This is a genomic window from Chloroflexota bacterium (genome assembly GCA_016197225.1).
GTDB lineage: Bacteria > Chloroflexota > Anaerolineae > Anaerolineales > VGOW01 > VGOW01.
On the sequence record JACPWC010000035.1, the window covers coordinates 1 to 16,298 of the forward strand.

Here is a 16,298-nt window from a genome sequence, read left to right on the forward strand (position 1 = left end):
CCCGTTCACTGAACACTTGTCGAAACGCCCCGATCACAGGCATAATGTCGTTGGGCAGAGTGAACATTTGGCTTCTCCTTCGTCGGAAAGCCAGCTTACTCTGCCCTTTCGTTCTTGTCCACTAAATGGATAAAGTCCAGTTTCATGCGATGCTCTCCCATGTCTCGAAACGTCACTCCGGCGGGTAAATAACTGCGCACCAGATCGGCGACCTCCACCGAGATCAGAATCTGTCCGCCGTACCCGGCCGACATAATTCGGGCGACGCGATTGAGGGTATGAGTCGTCGCGTAATCGTCGCCGCGCGCTTCAGCCTGACCGATATGCAACCCCATGCGCACACAAACCGGAGTGCTCGTGGGCCATAGTTCCGAAGTCAAACCGCGTTGGGCGATCACTGCTGCCTCAATTGCCTGAGCCGGAGCCGCAAAGGCGGCTTGAAAAGCATCGCCGATGATTTTGTACACCTGGCCGCCGTTGGACTCAATGGCGGCCCGCAGGAGGGCATGGTGGCGTTCGAGCGCGACAGTCATCTTCTCCGGCTCGCGCTCCCAGAGCGGCGTACTGCCTTCGATGTCGGTAAAGAGGAAGGTGACGGTGCCGGAGGGAAGATGGTTCATTGGAAATAATCATCCTGACTGATTGAGTTGTTCCATCTCCGCCGAACTCAGCGCAATCTCGGCGGCGGCCAGATTCTCGGCTTGATGTTTGGGGTTGGCCGACATGGGAATGGTGATCACGCGCGGTTGAGCCGCCACCCACGCCAGGGCGATTTGATACGGGGTGGCTTGATGTGTTTTGGCAACGGCCTGAAGCACAGCCGTCACTTTGAGATTCCCCTCTTCCACAGGCGAGTAGGCTGTGAACACGCAAGGCGTATTACTTTGCTGACAGTAAGCCAGGACGCCGTTCTTCACATATGACCGATCCGACAAACTGTAGGGCACTTGATCCGTAAGGATCGGCGTTTCCGATAATGCCTGAGCCTGCTTGAGCAATTTCAAATCAAAGTTGCTCACGCCCAGATGATGCACCTTGCCGTCCCTGACCAGCTTATTCAAAGCTCGGAATGTCTCTTCAAGCCGCATCCCGGCGCCGGGCCAGTGGATGAGATACAGATCAAGATAATCCATTCCGAGGCGGCGCAGGCTGGCCTCGCATGAACGCAAGACCCGATCATATTGCAAATTCGACGGCGTCACTTTGGAAGTGATGAACAGGGCGTCGCGTTCAATCTTCGACTCGCGCACCACCCGGCCCAGCAGTTCTTCGGCGTGGCCGGCGGCATACATCTCCGCCGTGTCGAAGTGGGTGTAGCCCAGTTCCAGCGCCGAGCGCAACGCCGCCAGCGACCAGGCGTCGCGGGCGCGGTCGGGCGAACTCTCGCCGCCGATCTTCCAGGTGCCGAAGCCGATTTTGGGGAGAGTGACCCTACCGGCTGTTTCGTAATTCATGACTTACCCCCTCATCGCCTGCAACAGCATCGGCGTCACCCGCACCAGAAAATCATGAAATGGTTCGAGGGCCAGGCCATACAGCGGCCAGACGAGGGCGAAGTTCCAGCGGATGAGGCCATGCAAACTACCGCCGGGCGAGTGGGTGTAATCCCAGGGTTTGTGGCCGGTCAACTTCCAGATCAGCCAGCCGCCAATATATTCAATGAGCCAAAAGCCGATGAGGTAGACAACCGCTCGAATCAAAAAGAACTGCGGGCGCAGAAGGTCGTGGAGCGGCTCGTATAAAAAGACAATACTGCCGTACATGGGGAAATACCAGATGGAGGTGTGGCCCATCAAGAGCCAATTGCGAACCTGCCCGGTGAGGCGGTCGCCGAGCGCGGTAAACAAAATCTCGCCGCACCAGCCGAGGCAACCGTAGATGAGGAAGCGAAAGAAGAGTGGCGACATCTTTGGGATTTGGATTTTGGAAGTTGGGGCCTGTTACTCGTCATCCTCCCCGCCAATAATCCTCGCCCGCCGCCCAATCGGATCGTCGTTTTTCTCGATCAACACCTCGCGCGTCTTGCCGCCGGTTTGCTCGCGGCCCACAATACCCATCTCCTTCAGTTCGTCCATCAGCCGGGCCGCGCGCGGGTAGCCGATCCGCATCTTGCGCTGGAGCAGGCTGGCCGAGGCCGTGCCGTATTGTTTGACGATGGCGATGGCTTGCTCGATCTGCGAATCTTTGTCTTCGACAACGGCCTCACGAGCCAGCATATCGTCCCAGGGCGCGTTTCCAACAGCCAGCGGCTTCGCCGTCTCTCTTCCCTCTTCTCTCTTCTCTTCCTCCGCCGGCTCGTCCTCTTCAATCTCCTGCTCTTTCCAAAACGTCACCACCTTCTCCACTTCGCGGTCACTTACGAAACAGCCTTGCAAGCGGGTAGGCCCGGCGGCTTCGGGCGAGAGGAACAGCATGTCGCCTTTGCCCAATAACGACTCCGCGCCGGGTGTGTCCAGAATCACCCGGCTATCCACGCCAGAGGCCACCGCAAACGAAATGCGGGCCGGGAAGTTGGCCTTGATCAGGCCGGTGACGATGTCGGTGCTGGGGCGTTGCGTGGCGACCACTAAATGCATTCCCGTCGCTCGCGCCATTTGCGCCAGCCGCACCAGAGTCTTTTCAGTCTCATCGGGAGCCAACAACATCAGGTCGGCCAGTTCGTCAATCAAAATCACAATGCGTGGCAGGCGTTCGCCGCTGCGTTTTGTTTTCTGGTTGTAGGCGGCCAGGTCGCGAGCCTGGGCGCTCTCCAGCAATTTGTAGCGGCGATCCATCTCACGGGTGGCCCAGCGAAGCGTGCCCACAATCCGATCCAGTTCCACTTCCACTTTGCCGTAAAGGTGCGGCAGGCCGTTGAAGCGCACCAACTCCACCATCTTCGGATCGATCATCACCAGCCGCAAATCTTCGGGCGTGTTGTTGACGATGAGGCCGGTGATGATGGACGTGATGCACACCGACTTGCCGGAGCCGGTGGTGCCGGCGATGAGCAGGTGGGGCATCTTCGCCAGGTCGGCGGCCAGGGCCGAGCCGGACACGTCGCGCCCCAGAGCAATTGCCAGCGGCGAATTAATACGGGCAAAGTCTTCCGACTGCATCACGCCGCGCAAACCCACATTCGTCGTCTTGCGGTTGGGCACTTCAATGCCAACGTAGGAGTGGCCGGGCACGGGCGCTTCAATACGAATCGGGCTGGCCGAGAGCGCCAGCGAGAGGTCGTTCGCCAGCGAAGAGATTTGCGCCACGCGCACTTTGTATTTGCGTTCCTCGCCGCGCTCGTGGTAACCCGGCTCCACCGCAAACTGCGTCACCGACGGCCCGGTCTTGAAATCAATCACTTTGGCCGGAACGCCAAAGTCGGCCAGGGTCTTTTCGATAATGGCCGCGTTGCGGTTGATGTCGGCTTCCGATATTTTGCCCGGGCCGCCATCTTCGAGCATCTCCAAGCCGGGCAGTCGCGCATCGCGCTTTTTGGTCTTGGCCGGTTTTGCGTCTTTGGGCTGTTCAACGGTGAAGCGTTTGGTATATTTGATCTTCTCACGAGGCCGGTCGAGGACAAGCGTGTTGGCTTTGGGCGCAGTGACGGTCACCACCGTCCGGGGCTGGTCGTCAAAGTCTTCGCCGTTGAGGCGGGCCTGTAATCGGATCAGCCATTGCAAAATCCGGCTCGGAGTCAGCCCGGCGGCAAAGGCGGCGCAGAGTAAAAAGAGGAGGCCGAGGGCGGGACGGGCCGCCCCATCCAGCACGTCGGCGAATACCAGACCCAGCGACCAGCCGACGATGCCGCCGCCATTTCCAAGTGAGGCCGCCGCCAGCGTTGTCCCCAGTTGCAGTTGCAACAGGGCCAGGCCGCAGGCAAAGGCAACTTCGCCGACGATGATGCGCCACCAGTTGATGACGACCGAACGGCCAAAGTTGTCGGCCAGCAGGGCTACGGCAATGCCTGCCGCCGAGAGCGGGGCGGCAACGGCCCCCCATCCCAGCCAGCTTGTGAGGGCGTCCGAGAGCCAGACGACGGCCCAACCGTTGGTGAGGTTGAAGAGGCCCAGAAAGGCAATGAAGGCTAGAGCCAGCAGAAGCACGGCGACGATGTCGGCGCCGTGGCGGGCAATACCTTGAGCCAGGCGGGTCAGGGCCAGCAGAATCTTCTGCCAACGGGAGAGGGTGGGCAGGGGCAGCTGCTCCGGCGGAACTTCGCGCTGAAATTGTTTGGAGGACGTTTTCTTTGCCATAGTAAAAACCGCCGGCGCAAAGCACTCGGCGGTTGGTATTGTACATTTGGCCGGGGCAAAAGCCAAACGCCCCCCACCCCGGCCCTCTCCCGCGCGGAACTGCACCGCGCAAGGGAGGGAGTCTCAGCCAGCCACCGAGTAGTCCACGTCTTGAGCGGCGCCGTTGTTCATTTCATTTTCCATTTCTGAAATGGCTTGAGCCACCTGCTCGAAAGCGACTCGCTGTTTGCGGTACAGGTCGGCTTCGCTCACGGCCAGCTTGAGGGCGACCTCGCGCACGCGTTTGCCCTGCATAAACTTCAGTTCCAGGATGTTGTAGAGAATCCACTCGGCGGTAAATTTGCGCTGGCCTTCGGGTTTGATGCGCTCGATGGCATCGTGCAACACGGCCCGCAGGGCGTTGGCGGGGTTGCCGTCGTGTTCCTTCAGGGCGCGCTCGACTACTTTGAGGCGCAGGAGCGGGCTTTGAGTGAGCTTGGGGCCGCCCCAGTATTGAGTGAGCGCGTCGCGCACATACTGCGCCAGGTTCGAGTCGCCGGCCGGGTCTGGCTCCAACACTTGCGACGAGGAGTAACGGGCCGCGGCCCGCAAACGTTGTAAGCGATCCACTTGCGGCAACAACGAGTCGAGGGCGGCAAATACCTGTTCCTGCAGGCGGCGGTCTTCGAGGGCGGCGGCGGCGCGCTCAGCCAGGGCTTGCAGGGTCCTCACTTCGTCGGCGGTCAAGTCGGGTTGAGGGGCGCGGGCGCGCAGGGCCAGCAGGCCGAGTATTTCGTTGGGCTGGGCCAGGCCTTCTTCTTCGCTCTGGGCGTGAAGCGGCAAAACCCAGTAGTGTTCCCACACAAACAAATCGCCGTTCCCCAGCGCCGCCGCCGAGCCATTCTTCATCACCGCCCGAGTCAATTCACTGCTGTTGGCGGGCAGTTCATCCGGCCCCACCTTCGCTTCCAGTCGCGCCCCGTCCGGGCCAACCACGGCCACAAACGCCGATTGGACACGCAGCAGGTCGCACACGGCGGCCACCACTGATTCCAAAAACTGGCGGGTGTCGCCGGCGGTGAGCAATCGCTCTTCCAGAATCTGCAACCGCTGAAGGTCGGCCCGGTCGGCCCCGCCGCCGTAGAACAACAGCCTTTCCAGCGGGATGCGAACGAGGGTGATCACATATTGCAAAAGAAGCAGAGCGCCGATCACGGCCAACGGCACGGCCTGCGACTGTTCCAGGCCCAACCAACGCTCGGCCCGGCTGGTGAGCACCAACACCGCCAGGGCAATGGAGGCCACAAATGGCCCACGCAGTAGCCACTGGAAGAGGCGGCCTTTGATGACGCGATCCGGCTGGGCGGTGCCAAAAAAGGCGACGGTGTAAGACATGAGCGTGAGCATCGCGCCGACGATCAGGTTGCCAATCACCGAGAAGACCCAGAAGATGAACGGGTGAAGGATCGCCGCCGAGCCGCCGATGATGAGCAAATAGGGAAAGACGCTCAAGGGAAGCGCCACCGAGGCAACCATAAGGTAATTCATGCGGCGGCGGGTGGTGGCCGTGAGACACCGCTGGTAAGCGCGATATAGATTCGTCCAGGCAACGGTGGAGCCTAAGGCAAAGAAAGCGGCGAAGAGCAGGAAGAGCGGCCCCGGCAAAAGTTGTTGAGCGCGGCCTTCAATGGCTGGTTCGGCCACCAGCGCTTCAGTAAAGGCGGCCAGCGCCACCCAGGCCATTCCGGCCAGATAAGCCAGGCGAACGGCCACCCGCCGCCGGCCGCGAGAGGGCAGGCCGGTGGTCGCCAGCAATGCGTCGGAAAAATGAAGATAGGTTGGCGGCAAGAAGACAATGCCCAGCCACTGAAACCTCAGCCAGGGTTCGGCGGCAGTGGCGGCGGTGTTGATCGAGGCCACCACATCGCCCAGGTAGACGATTGAAATCGCCACCAGCATGACGCTGTACGAGCGCGCTACCCGATCGTGCAAGTTGAAGGTGAGGCTGTAGAGCAGGAGCGAGAAGGCCGTCACTACAATCGCCGCCGTCAGAATCTGGTTGAAGGAGGCGAGGATGTTGGACAGGGTGAGCAATAAATCGGGGAGAGACATTCAGAGTCATGAAGCGTCAAACGACAAACGTGAAGCACGCCTGACGTTCGTCGTTTGACGTTTTACTTCAGAGACAAGCCAAAGAACAGAGCAATATCCTGGTTGACAAAGTAACGGTCGTTGTAGCCGCAAAAGGCGAAGCCATGTTTTTGACAGAAGGAAATAGCCGGGTAGTTTTTGGATTGGACTTCGACGATCAGGCGTTGCAATTTTGCCTTGCGCGCCCAGTGCGCGGCGGAAGTGATCAGCACCGTGCCCAGCCCTTGCCGCCGCACTTTGCGCTCCACCGCAAACTCAGACACCCAGCCGGTGCCGCTGACGGCGCTGTCGGCGACGGTGAGGTAGCCATGCACGTCGCCACGCGCCTCGGCGACGATGAACAGCCGCCGCCCCTGCCACTCGGCGGCCAGCGTTTCCAGGTCACGCGGGTAGGCCACGCGCACCGAGCGCGGCAGGCGCACTTGCCGGAAGGTGATGTTGATCTGATTATCTTCGTCGCGGTGATCCATTTGCCACACGTAGTCGGTGCTGTAGCTGTGATCAAATGCGGCGATGGCGTTCAGGTCATCGGCTGAACCGGGGCGGACGGTGATGGGATAACGTTCGGAGGTGGACATAGGTGATGAAGTTGCAGAGCGAATTGGCAATTCGCTCTGCAGAAAGTATACCTTGAGTCGCGGCTGAGAGCCTGTTTGAAAATTGCTCTTCGCCCGCGTCCTCGCGGTTGGGGAGCATTTATTAAACAGGCTCAAGGATGGAGATCAGGGCGTCGGCGTGGGTGGAAGCGGCTCTTGAATGATGATCGGGATGGTGCAAGGCTCCGGGTTCTGGCCGGCGGCGTCAACCACCACCAGGCGCAGGGCGTAAGCGCCCGGTTCTTGCAGGCGGGTATCCCATGTTCCCAACAAACCATCTACAACGGGCAGGGTTCGCGTATTGTCGTTAGGATCAAGCTGGGAAGTGATCACCGGCAACCAGTTCTCGCCCAGCGTTGAAATCTCTACTTTGTAAAAAGCAAAATTTTCAATGCTTGCCGTGCCGCGCACTTCCACCTCGCCTGCAAGAATTGCGCCAGGGATCGGGCTGTCAATGGTGGCATTGGGATTCAGGCAACCGGAGCCAGCTGCCGGAACCGGAGTGCGGGTGGCGAGCGGCGAGTCGGCGACTTCGGCAGTGGGCGATTCGAGGCCGGGGAGGATGAAGAAAGGAGTCCAGGTGGGAGCCGGCGTGTGGGTGGGGAGCGATGAGGTGGGAGTGGGCGGGACGCCGAACAGCTCGGTGAGATTGGGCGCAATGAAGACGTTCAGCAACAAGACGGCGGCCATCAGAGTCAGAACAAAGAACGCCAGGGCGGTTGCTCGACCACGAGAACTGATCAGGGCTTCGCGTTCAACGCCAAAGTAGGTGAACTGCAACCGCCGCTGTGCCCGCCACCACCGCCACAGTTGCCATGCTCCCGCCAAAATCAGTGCCAGATATATCCATTGTTGATTGCGGGCGATCCATAGAATCGCGTCGGCCATTCATCCTGCCAAATCTTACCGCCAGACACCAAGTGCCGCTTCGCGCCCCTACGCTTCGCTCCGGTGCTTCGCAAAGACACTGGGTGTCTGGTAGCGAGCGTCACCCCTTCGGAAGATTCTTCAACACGCCGCGCAACACCGCCGTCAGGCGGGGAGCGACGAGACGGCCCGTCTCCAGCACTTCGTCGTGCGTCGTCTCCTTGTCGCCGCTCAGGTTCACCATGTTGCTGATGGTTGAGATGCCCAGCACCTTCATCGCGCCGTGCCGGGCCACAGTCACTTCAGGCACGGTGGACATGCCGACCGCATCCACGCCGATGAGTTTGAGGAAGCGCAGGTCGGCGGGTGTTTCAAACGACGGCCCGGCCAGGCAAGCATACACGCCCTGTTGCAACTTGATCCCCGCTTCTTCGGCGGCGCGCAAAGCGTTGGCCCGCAGGCCGGGATCGTAAGCGTCTTTCATGTCGGGGAAACGCGGGCCGAGGGTGTCGTCGTTGGGGCCGCGCAGGGGGCTGAACCCGGCCATGCCGATGAGGTTGAGGTGATCGGTGATAAGCATGAGGTCGCCGGCGCTGAAGTTTTCGTTGATGCCGCCGGAGGCGTTGGTGACGATGAGGGTGTGGATGCCCAGGGCGCGCATGGCCCGCACCGGAAAGGTGACGGTGGCCATCGAATGGCCTTCGTAAAAATGCACCCGCCCCTGTTGAACGAGCACGGTCTGCCCTTCCACCTGGCCGATGACGATCCGGCCGGAATGGCCGTGAACGGTGGAGCGCGGCCAGTGCGGGATGTCGGTGCTGGGGATGATGTCGGCCTCTTCGACCGAGTCGGCTAACCCGCCGAGGCCGGAGCCAAGCACGAGTCCGACCGCCGGTCTGTGTTTTGTCCGTTGTCGAATAAAGTCCGCCGCCTGATCAAATTGGGCGCGGGTGTAAGTCTCAGTCATTCGTTTTCTCCGTTTGAGCGTAGATGAGGGTGGTGGATAAGTTGGCGTGGCCGAGCAACTCCTGCAGGCGGTGCATGTTCTCACCCGTGCCCAGCAAGTGCTTGGCGAATGAGTGGCGCAGGGTGTGCGGAGTCACGTCGGCAGAAATTCCGGCGGCGTCGGCGTAGGCTTTGATGATGAGCCACAAGCCCTGTCGCGTAAGTTTTTGCCCGCGATGGTTGAGGAAGAGCGCCGGGTCATGCGTCTCTTTGACCAGGCCGGGGCGCGAGCGAAGCAAATATTCTTTGAGCGACGTGATCGTCGTCTCGTTGCGGATCGGGATGAGGCGCTGTTTGCCGTTCTTGCCCCGGCAGGTGATATGGCCTTTATCGAGGTCAAGGTCGCCCACCGCAAGGGTGACGACTTCGGTGACTCTCATGCCGGTGGCGTAAAGCAGTTCCAGCAGGGCGCGGTCGCGCAGAGCTTTAGGGCCGCTGGCGTGCATTGGCGCGGCCAGGAGGTGTTCCACTTCTTCATGAGTCAGGATGCGCGGCGCGCGCTTTTCGATCCGGGGCGACTCAAGACCGCGCGTCGGGTCGGCGGAGAGGATGCCCTGGGTGGAAAGGAAGTGGAAGAACGATTTGACCGCCGCCACCTTTCGGGCGACGGTGGCCGAAGCATAACCCCGCCCCTGCATGTCGGCCAGGTAGCCTTTCAGCAAGTCCGGGGTGCAGTCGCGCGGCTCCAGCACCGGGCCGGTCGGGCGTGTTCGCAAATACTCGACAAACTGGGTGAGGTCGTTGAGGTAGGCGGCGATGGTGTTTTCTGAGTAGCTCTTCCCAGCGGTCAACGAGTCTAGAAAGCGGTTGAGGTATTGCTCCATCCAAAATCCTCCTTCCTATGTTCCAGCAAGATCACATAACAAGATTATAGTCGCGAGTTTTCATAATGCAACTCCCGAAAACCAGGTGGAGTGTCCGTCAAAGTTTTGGGTTTCCGGCGTTTTCACAGACTCTTTCGATTGTGTAAGGTGAGTTGGTGAGTCTGGTGATACAATTCGCGCAATGTTCAGCAACCAGAGCGCCCTTCTGCTCCACAACCCCCGCCAACTCAACTACGGTCTTGCCGTCACCGACGTGGATGGCGACGGCGCATTTGAGTTGATCGTCGCCGGGTTCGGCTACCCCAATCTGGTGCTCAAGTGGAACGGCGCCGGCTTCGTCAACATAGCCACCGAGGCCCTGGCCGATCCTAACAGGCAAGCCATCGGCGTGGCCGCCGCCGACATTGACGACGATGGCCGCGAAGAGATTTACATTCTCAACACCGACAGCTTCGGCGGCCAGAAGCGGCTGGCCGACCGCCTGTTTGTTTTTAGCGACGATGACTGGCTCGATTTGTTTTCGGTGAGCAGTAACCGGGCCGCCATCAACCTTACAGCCGGCCGCTCGGTGGCGGCGGTGGATCGCGACGGCGACGGGCGTTACGGATTCTTTGTGGCCAACTACGGCGGCCCGATGCGCCTCTACGAGTTGAATGAAGACGGCGAGATCGCCGACGTGGCTCACCAGGCCGGGTTGAGTCTAGTCACTGGCGGGCGCAGTCTGGTGGCCCTGCCGTTAGCGTCGGAGCGCATGGATATTTTTGCCGGCAACGAGAACGGCCCCAATTTTCTCTTCGTCAATCGTGGCAACGGCAAGTATGAAGAGGCGGCCAGAGCCTACGGCCTCGACGACGCTTTTGAGCACGCCCGCGGCGTGGCCGTGCTGGACGCCGACGGCGACGGTCGCTTCGACCTGGTTTGCGGCAACTGGGAAGGCCCGCACCGCCTGTTTGTGCAAACGAGCAACGCGAGTGACGGCCATTTCCGCGAGGTGGCCCCGCCGGCCCTGGCTGAGCCGTCGCGGGTGCGCACCGTGCTCGCCGCCGATTTTGACAACGACGGCTACGAAGAAATTTTCTTCAACAACATTGACGAGTCGAATCGGTTGTTTGGTTTGCGAGAGGGCCATTGGACAAAGCTGAGGATCGGCGACGCGCTGGAGCCGGAAGGGCTGGGAACCGGCGCGGCGGTGGGCGACTTTGACGGCGACGGGCGGCTGGAGTTGTTCGTCGCCCACGGCGAGTCGGCTCCCCAACCCCTCACCCTGTATCACACCCCGAAGAACGGCCATCACTGGTTGCGCGTTCTGCCGCTCACCGAGCAGGGCGCTCCGGCCCGTGGGGCTGTCGTCACCGTCCTCGCCGGTGGCCGGACTCAGCGCCGGGCGATTGACGCCGGAAGCGGTTACCTTTGCCAAATGGAGCCGGTGGCGCATTTCGGCCTGGGCAAGGCTTCAGACATCGAGCAGGTGGAAGTGCGCTGGCTCGACGGCAAGATCGTCACCCTCAACGCGCCGCAAGCCGATCAACTCCTCCGCGTCTCTCACCCCAACCGATTGGACGCCGACTCCAAACGCCGCAACAAGCACGGCTTCAGCTTTTAAGTTGTGGCCCGCTTGCACAAATTGTCACGGGCAGGTTTCAGAACCATCTGCGCGCTTCGCGTCCGTGAACTCGATGGCTTCGCATTTTTCTGCATTGCCAAAGCCGCCCCGTTGATCTAACATACACGGCAGAAAGGATGCCCTTCATGGACCCAACTACTCTCGCCGCCGCCGCCACCGCCCTGCTTGCGCCTTATGTTGCCAAAGCCGGAGAGAAGCTTGCCGAGAAGGTGGGCGAAAAACTGCCTGATCAAATGGGCAAGTTGTGGGCGGCCATTGCCGACAAGTTCAAAGGCAAGCCCGCCGCCGAAGAAGCGGCTAAAGATTTGGCCGCCAATCCTAAAGACGAAGACAACCAGGCCGCCTTCCGCAAAGAGTTGAGGAAAGTTCTCGAAGCTGACACTGGTTTTGTCGCCGAATTAGAAAAGTTATTGAAGAGCACAAGCGGAGATATTATTCTTAATGCTGGCTCTGGCGCGGCGGCAAGCCACGGCGGCATAGCTGTCGGCGGGAATGTTGGCGGTAGCATAATACATGGCAACGGCACCACCATCACCACGAACGTCCGCCAGGGCGGCATTGACAACAGCGGCTCGATCACGATTGGCGAAGGCGATGTGACTGGTGAGGACAAAAACAGTTAACCGCAAAGACGCAAAGAGCGCGAAGATTCTTTGATTCCTTTGTGTCCTTCGCGCCTTTGCGGTGAGGTTTCGATGAACGGAACTCTAGCTCTCGTCGGCAGTGGTGAATATTTGGAACCGATGGAACCGGTGGATCGTCTGCTCCTCAGCCGGTTGAGCGGCGAGGCGCGGGTGGCCTGCCTGCCCACCGCCGCCGGAACCGAAGGCCCGAAGATGATCGCTCACTGGTCTCAACTTGGCGTGGATCACTTCAATAAGTTGGGCGCAATGGTCGAAGCGGTTGAGGTGATTGACCGGGCGACGGCCAATGACGACTCGCTCGCCGCTAAAATCCGCGCCGCCAATTTCGTCTACCTGTCCGGCGGCAATCCCGGTTATCTTTACAAGACGTTGAAGGACTCGGCGGCCTGGGCGGCGATCACGGGCGTGTTGGAAAACGGCGGCGTGGTGGCCGGCTGTAGCGCCGGGGCGATGATCTTCGGCGAGAATATTCCCAGCTTCCCAACCATCTGGCCGCTTCAACCGGCCTTCAACTTTGTGCCCGGTGTCATCATGCCTCACTACGACGAGTTCGGCGACGGGCTGAAGCAAGCGGTGAGAACTTTGGCCGGCAAGAAGACTCTGTTGGGCATCGAGGGGAACACGGCGCTCGTGAAGCAAGGCGGCAAGTTTGAGGTAGCCGGTTCGGGCGGGGTGACGGTGTGGAATGGGAAGTTGAAGAGGCGGTTCACGAACGGGGAGAGGGTGGAGTGGAAGTAGAGAGAAAGAGCACGGATTTTCGGAATGAAGCGACACTTTTTACGCTTCACGTTTGTCGTTTCTCGTTTGACTTTTCATCAACATGACCGCAACCGCTACGGCCCCAGCCATCACCGTCACCGGCAACGTCCAGGGCGACATATTCGTCGGCGACCACAACTTCAAGGTCAACACCAACTACGGCACAATCATCTACAAGGAGGCCGAGCCGCGCGTGCAACTGCGCGCCTCGGCCCCCCAGCCGCCGCGCGCCCCACGCGGCTTCATCGGCAGAGAAAATGAAATAAAAGAAATAGAGGCGATTATCGCCCGCAGTGAGGCCATGCTGGTGACCGCGCCCGACGGCATGGGCAAGACGGCGCTCCTCAAACAAGCCGCCAACGGCGAAGCGGCCAGGTCGTTGCCCAACGGCGTCGTCATCGTCGAAGGCGTGGACGAGGGCGGCGAGGCGCTGGGGCTGGGCGACCTCATTCAGCGGCTGTTTGACGCCCTGTTTGAGTCCGAGCCGCAATTAAAAGTGACGGCGACCACGGCCCGGACGTACCTGAGCAACACCCGGCCCCTCGTCCTCCTCGACGGCTTCAACCTTCCCCCGGCCTCGCTCACCACTCTGCTCGATCTCTTTCCAAAAGGCGCGCTCCTCATCGCCTCCACCAAAACGGCGACGACCGAAGACGCGCAGCTGCTCAAGCTCGGCCCGCTGGCTCGCGAAGACTCCATTCTGCTTCTGGCCCGCAAGACCGGCCTGAGCCTGAGCGACGTCAACCGCGCCTCGTTCGACCTGGTTTGCGCCGCCCTGGCCGACACACCGCTGGCGATCATCACTGTGGCCAACGCCATGCGCGAGAACGGCGTCCCCCTCGACCGCGTCCGCGCGACCCTCACCTCCAGCCAGCCGCTCTCTGCCGACCCGGTTCAATCCGGCATCGAACGCGCCTACGCCTTCGCCTACTCCACCCTCTCCAACGCCGAACGCGACGCGCTCTCCAAAGCGGCGGTCGCCCCCGGTGTCTCCTCCGACCCGGCCTGGATCAGCAACGGCAACGAAATCACCCTGGAGCGGCTCAAAGAGATGGACTTGCTGGTGGCCAACAGCCCGCGCCTGCGCGTGCCGCCTGCTCTGCGCGAGCGCGCCCGAATCGGCGCCAACGAAGAAGAGACTCGCGAGAAACTGATCACCTACCTGCGGCAAACGTTCGAGGCCAGGGAGATTGATTTTGAATTCTGCGCCGACGAACTAGGCAACATCCTCAGTTCCATGAGTTGGGCCGCCGGCAAGCGGCGCTGGGCCGACGTGCTGGCCCTGGGCCGGGGCGTCAACCCCTACCTCACTCTGCGCGGCCTGTGGGACGCCTGGAAGACCGTGCTCGACCAGATGTTGCTGGCGGCGCGGAGCAGCCGCGATCAGGCAACCGAGGCCTGGGTGCTTCACCAGCTTGGCACGCGCGAGATCGGAGTCGGAGTCAAAGAGGTCGCCGTCAACTTTTTGGAACGCGCCCGCAATCTGCGAAAGACTCTCGGCGACGACCTGGGAGCCGCCTACTCGCAACACAACCTTGATCTCCTCCTGCCGCCGCCACTGCCGCCCGATGCCGGAACTAAGCCCCCCACTCCGGGCGGCGGCCTGCCCGTGATTCTGGGGTTGGGCGCTGTGGGCGTGGTGGGCGTCCTCGTCACCGTCGTTGCGCTCCTCGGCGGCGCGTACTTCTTCACCCAGCCAACGCCCACCCACGTCGCCCAGATCACGCGCACCGCGACTCACACGGTTGGCGCTATCGCCAGCCATACGCCAACCGAAACGGCAACGCAGGTTGCAACCATCACCCGCGCGCCGCCCCTGGCCAGCCCGACGCATACGCCCAGCCACACTCGCACAGCGTCATCCACGCCCACGCCGACCACTACGCGTACACCCACGTTCACCCCGACGCCACCCGGCTTCACCGTGAACAGCACCCTCGACGAGCCGGACTCTAAACCAGGCGACGGCTTGTGCCAGAGCACACCGTCTGGCGTTTGCACGTTGCGCGCGGCAATCATGGAAGCAAACGCGAACGACGAGGCCGACACAATCACCCTGCCGCCGGGCGAGTACGACCTGACCCTCGTCGGCTCGGACGAAGACGCCGCCTTCACCGGCGACCTGGACTTGACCAGCGAGATTGCCGTTGCGGGCGCTGTGGCCGAAGAGACTATCATCAACGCCTTCGGCCTCGACGGCACCGACCGCGTCTTTCACATCGTGGACGAAGTTGAAGTTTCGATTTCGGGCGTAACGATCCGGGGCGGCGACGCCGAAGGCAGCGGCGGCGGCATTCTTAACGCCGGCGGCGACCTGAAGATCAGCGACAGCATTATCAGCAACAACGTGGCCCGGTCTTTGGGCGGCGGCATTGCCAACGGCGGCGTGCTGACGATCATTCGCAGCACCATCGCCGACAACGCGGCCATCAGCGGCGAAGTGATTGGCAACGGGTCGAGCATCCTGCCGATCAGCAACACGGCGGCGCAGGCCTTCGCCCAGGGCGGCGGCATTTACAACATCGGCCAACTAACATTGACCGAGAGCATCTTGCATCTCAACTCGTCCTTCAACGGCGGCGGGCTGTCGAACGACAGAGGCGGCTCGGCGGAGCTGACCAACGTGACCCTCAGCGAGAACACTGCCGACAACGTCGGCGGCGGGATTTACGACAGCGGCCCAGCCAAGCTGATCAACGTCACCGTTCACGGCAACCTGGCAGGTGAGGCTGGCGGCGGCATCTTTGTGCTCTTCTCGGCCAAGCCGGGCGTGAGTGTGGTAAACAGCCTCATCAGCAACAACAAGATTGGCAACTGTAGCGGCTCGGTCGTCTCCGGCGGCTTCAACATTGACAGCGACGGCACTTGTAACTTGAACGACAAGGGCGACCTGGCAAAGATCGATCCGCGCCTGGAGCCTTTGGCCGACAACGGCGGCCTGACTTTAACTCACGCCCTGCCCAAAGACAGCCCGGCCCTCAACGCCGGGGACGCCGCCGCCTGCCCTCCTACCGACCAGCGTGGCGAGAAGCGCAATGACGGCAAGTGCGACATTGGCGCGTATGAGTTTCCGTGAGTCCCTGTGCTAGAATAGCGCCACTATGCCCAAACCTTCCTTCCTCTTCGGCACCGTCGGCGCGCCCATCTCCACCCCCAAAAAGCCGGGCGGCTCGGTCGGCGCAGTGCAACATTCGGCTTCCATGGGACTTTATACGTTTGAACTCGGCTGGGTGCGAAGTATCAACGTCACCGAAAAGACGTGCGAGACCATCAAGGCTCAGGCCGCCGAGTCGAACGTCGCCCTGAGCGTTCACGCCACCTACTTCTTCAACCTCAACGCCACCTCGGAAGAATGGCCCAAGAGCCGCAAGAGGTTGATGGACGCCTGTTACTACGGCCACCTCGCCGGGGCGACCGACATTATTTTTCACCCCGGTTCCTACTTCAAGGCCCCGCCCGCCGAAGTGCTCAAGACAATCCTCCCGCGACTGCGCGACTTTGTGAAGGAACTGCGCGACAACGGCAACCCGGTCACGCTCCGACCGGAAACGATGGGCAAGATCGCCATGCTCGGCTCGTTTGAAGACACGCTCGAAATGTCCGCCGAGGTCGAAGGC

At 61.2% G+C, this 16,298-nt stretch carries 14 protein-coding genes; 5 read left to right on the forward strand and 9 right to left on the reverse strand.

Annotation, left to right across the window (positions count from 1 at the left end):
* Positions 1-95: 95 nt before the first annotated feature.
* From HYZ49_06625 to HYZ49_06665, 9 genes are all read right to left on the reverse strand, one after another.
* Positions 96-620 carry an adenylate/guanylate cyclase domain-containing protein gene (locus HYZ49_06625; GenBank protein MBI3241951.1) on the reverse strand — a complete coding sequence of 175 codons (525 nt, stop codon included), beginning with the start codon at positions 618-620 and terminating at the stop codon, positions 96-98.
* A gap of 9 nt (positions 621-629) precedes the next feature.
* Positions 630-1,454: an aldo/keto reductase gene (locus tag HYZ49_06630; GenBank protein ID MBI3241952.1), complete on the reverse strand. Its 825-nt coding sequence runs from the start codon at positions 1,452-1,454 to the stop codon at positions 630-632.
* A gap of 3 nt (positions 1,455-1,457) precedes the next feature.
* Complete coding sequence (locus tag HYZ49_06635; protein MBI3241953.1) at positions 1,458-1,907, reverse strand: hypothetical protein; 450 nt, start codon at positions 1,905-1,907, stop codon at positions 1,458-1,460.
* 33 nt (positions 1,908-1,940) lie between these two features.
* On the reverse strand, positions 1,941-4,232 hold the full coding sequence (locus tag HYZ49_06640) for a DNA translocase FtsK (GenBank protein ID MBI3241954.1): 2,292 nt from the start codon (positions 4,230-4,232) through the stop codon (positions 1,941-1,943).
* 123 nt (positions 4,233-4,355) lie between these two features.
* A complete protein-coding gene (locus tag HYZ49_06645; protein MBI3241955.1) occupies positions 4,356-6,323 on the reverse strand; it encodes a hypothetical protein in 1,968 nt (655 codons plus the stop codon).
* Positions 6,324-6,385: 62 nt separating this feature from the next.
* Complete coding sequence (locus tag HYZ49_06650) at positions 6,386-6,940, reverse strand: GNAT family N-acetyltransferase (protein ID MBI3241956.1); 555 nt, start codon at positions 6,938-6,940, stop codon at positions 6,386-6,388.
* A gap of 144 nt (positions 6,941-7,084) precedes the next feature.
* A complete protein-coding gene (locus HYZ49_06655; protein MBI3241957.1) occupies positions 7,085-7,846 on the reverse strand; it encodes a hypothetical protein in 762 nt (253 codons plus the stop codon).
* A gap of 100 nt (positions 7,847-7,946) precedes the next feature.
* Positions 7,947-8,792: a purine-nucleoside phosphorylase gene (locus HYZ49_06660; GenBank protein ID MBI3241958.1), complete on the reverse strand. Its 846-nt coding sequence runs from the start codon at positions 8,790-8,792 to the stop codon at positions 7,947-7,949.
* A complete protein-coding gene (locus HYZ49_06665) occupies positions 8,785-9,654 on the reverse strand; it encodes a tyrosine recombinase (GenBank protein MBI3241959.1) in 870 nt (289 codons plus the stop codon). The genes HYZ49_06660 and HYZ49_06665 overlap by 8 nt, the downstream gene beginning before the upstream one ends.
* Positions 9,655-9,835: 181 nt before the next feature.
* On the opposite strand from HYZ49_06665, the gene HYZ49_06670 reads away from it, so the two are divergent.
* The 5 genes from HYZ49_06670 to HYZ49_06690 all read left to right on the forward strand — a co-directional run.
* A complete protein-coding gene (locus tag HYZ49_06670; GenBank protein MBI3241960.1) occupies positions 9,836-11,257 on the forward strand; it encodes a CRTAC1 family protein in 1,422 nt (473 codons plus the stop codon).
* A 146-nt stretch (positions 11,258-11,403) separates the two neighbouring features.
* Positions 11,404-11,901: a hypothetical protein gene (locus HYZ49_06675; protein MBI3241961.1), complete on the forward strand. Its 498-nt coding sequence runs from the start codon at positions 11,404-11,406 to the stop codon at positions 11,899-11,901.
* Between the two features lie 72 nt (positions 11,902-11,973).
* Positions 11,974-12,660 (forward strand): Type 1 glutamine amidotransferase-like domain-containing protein, encoded by a 687-nt coding sequence (locus tag HYZ49_06680; protein ID MBI3241962.1) that lies wholly within the window; start codon positions 11,974-11,976, stop codon positions 12,658-12,660.
* An 82-nt stretch (positions 12,661-12,742) separates the two neighbouring features.
* Entirely contained in the window at positions 12,743-15,757 is a 3,015-nt protein-coding gene (locus HYZ49_06685; GenBank protein MBI3241963.1) for a CSLREA domain-containing protein, read from the forward strand.
* A 25-nt stretch (positions 15,758-15,782) separates the two neighbouring features.
* The coding region (locus HYZ49_06690) for a TIM barrel protein (GenBank protein ID MBI3241964.1) at positions 15,783-16,298 on the forward strand (516 nt) is incomplete at its 3' end.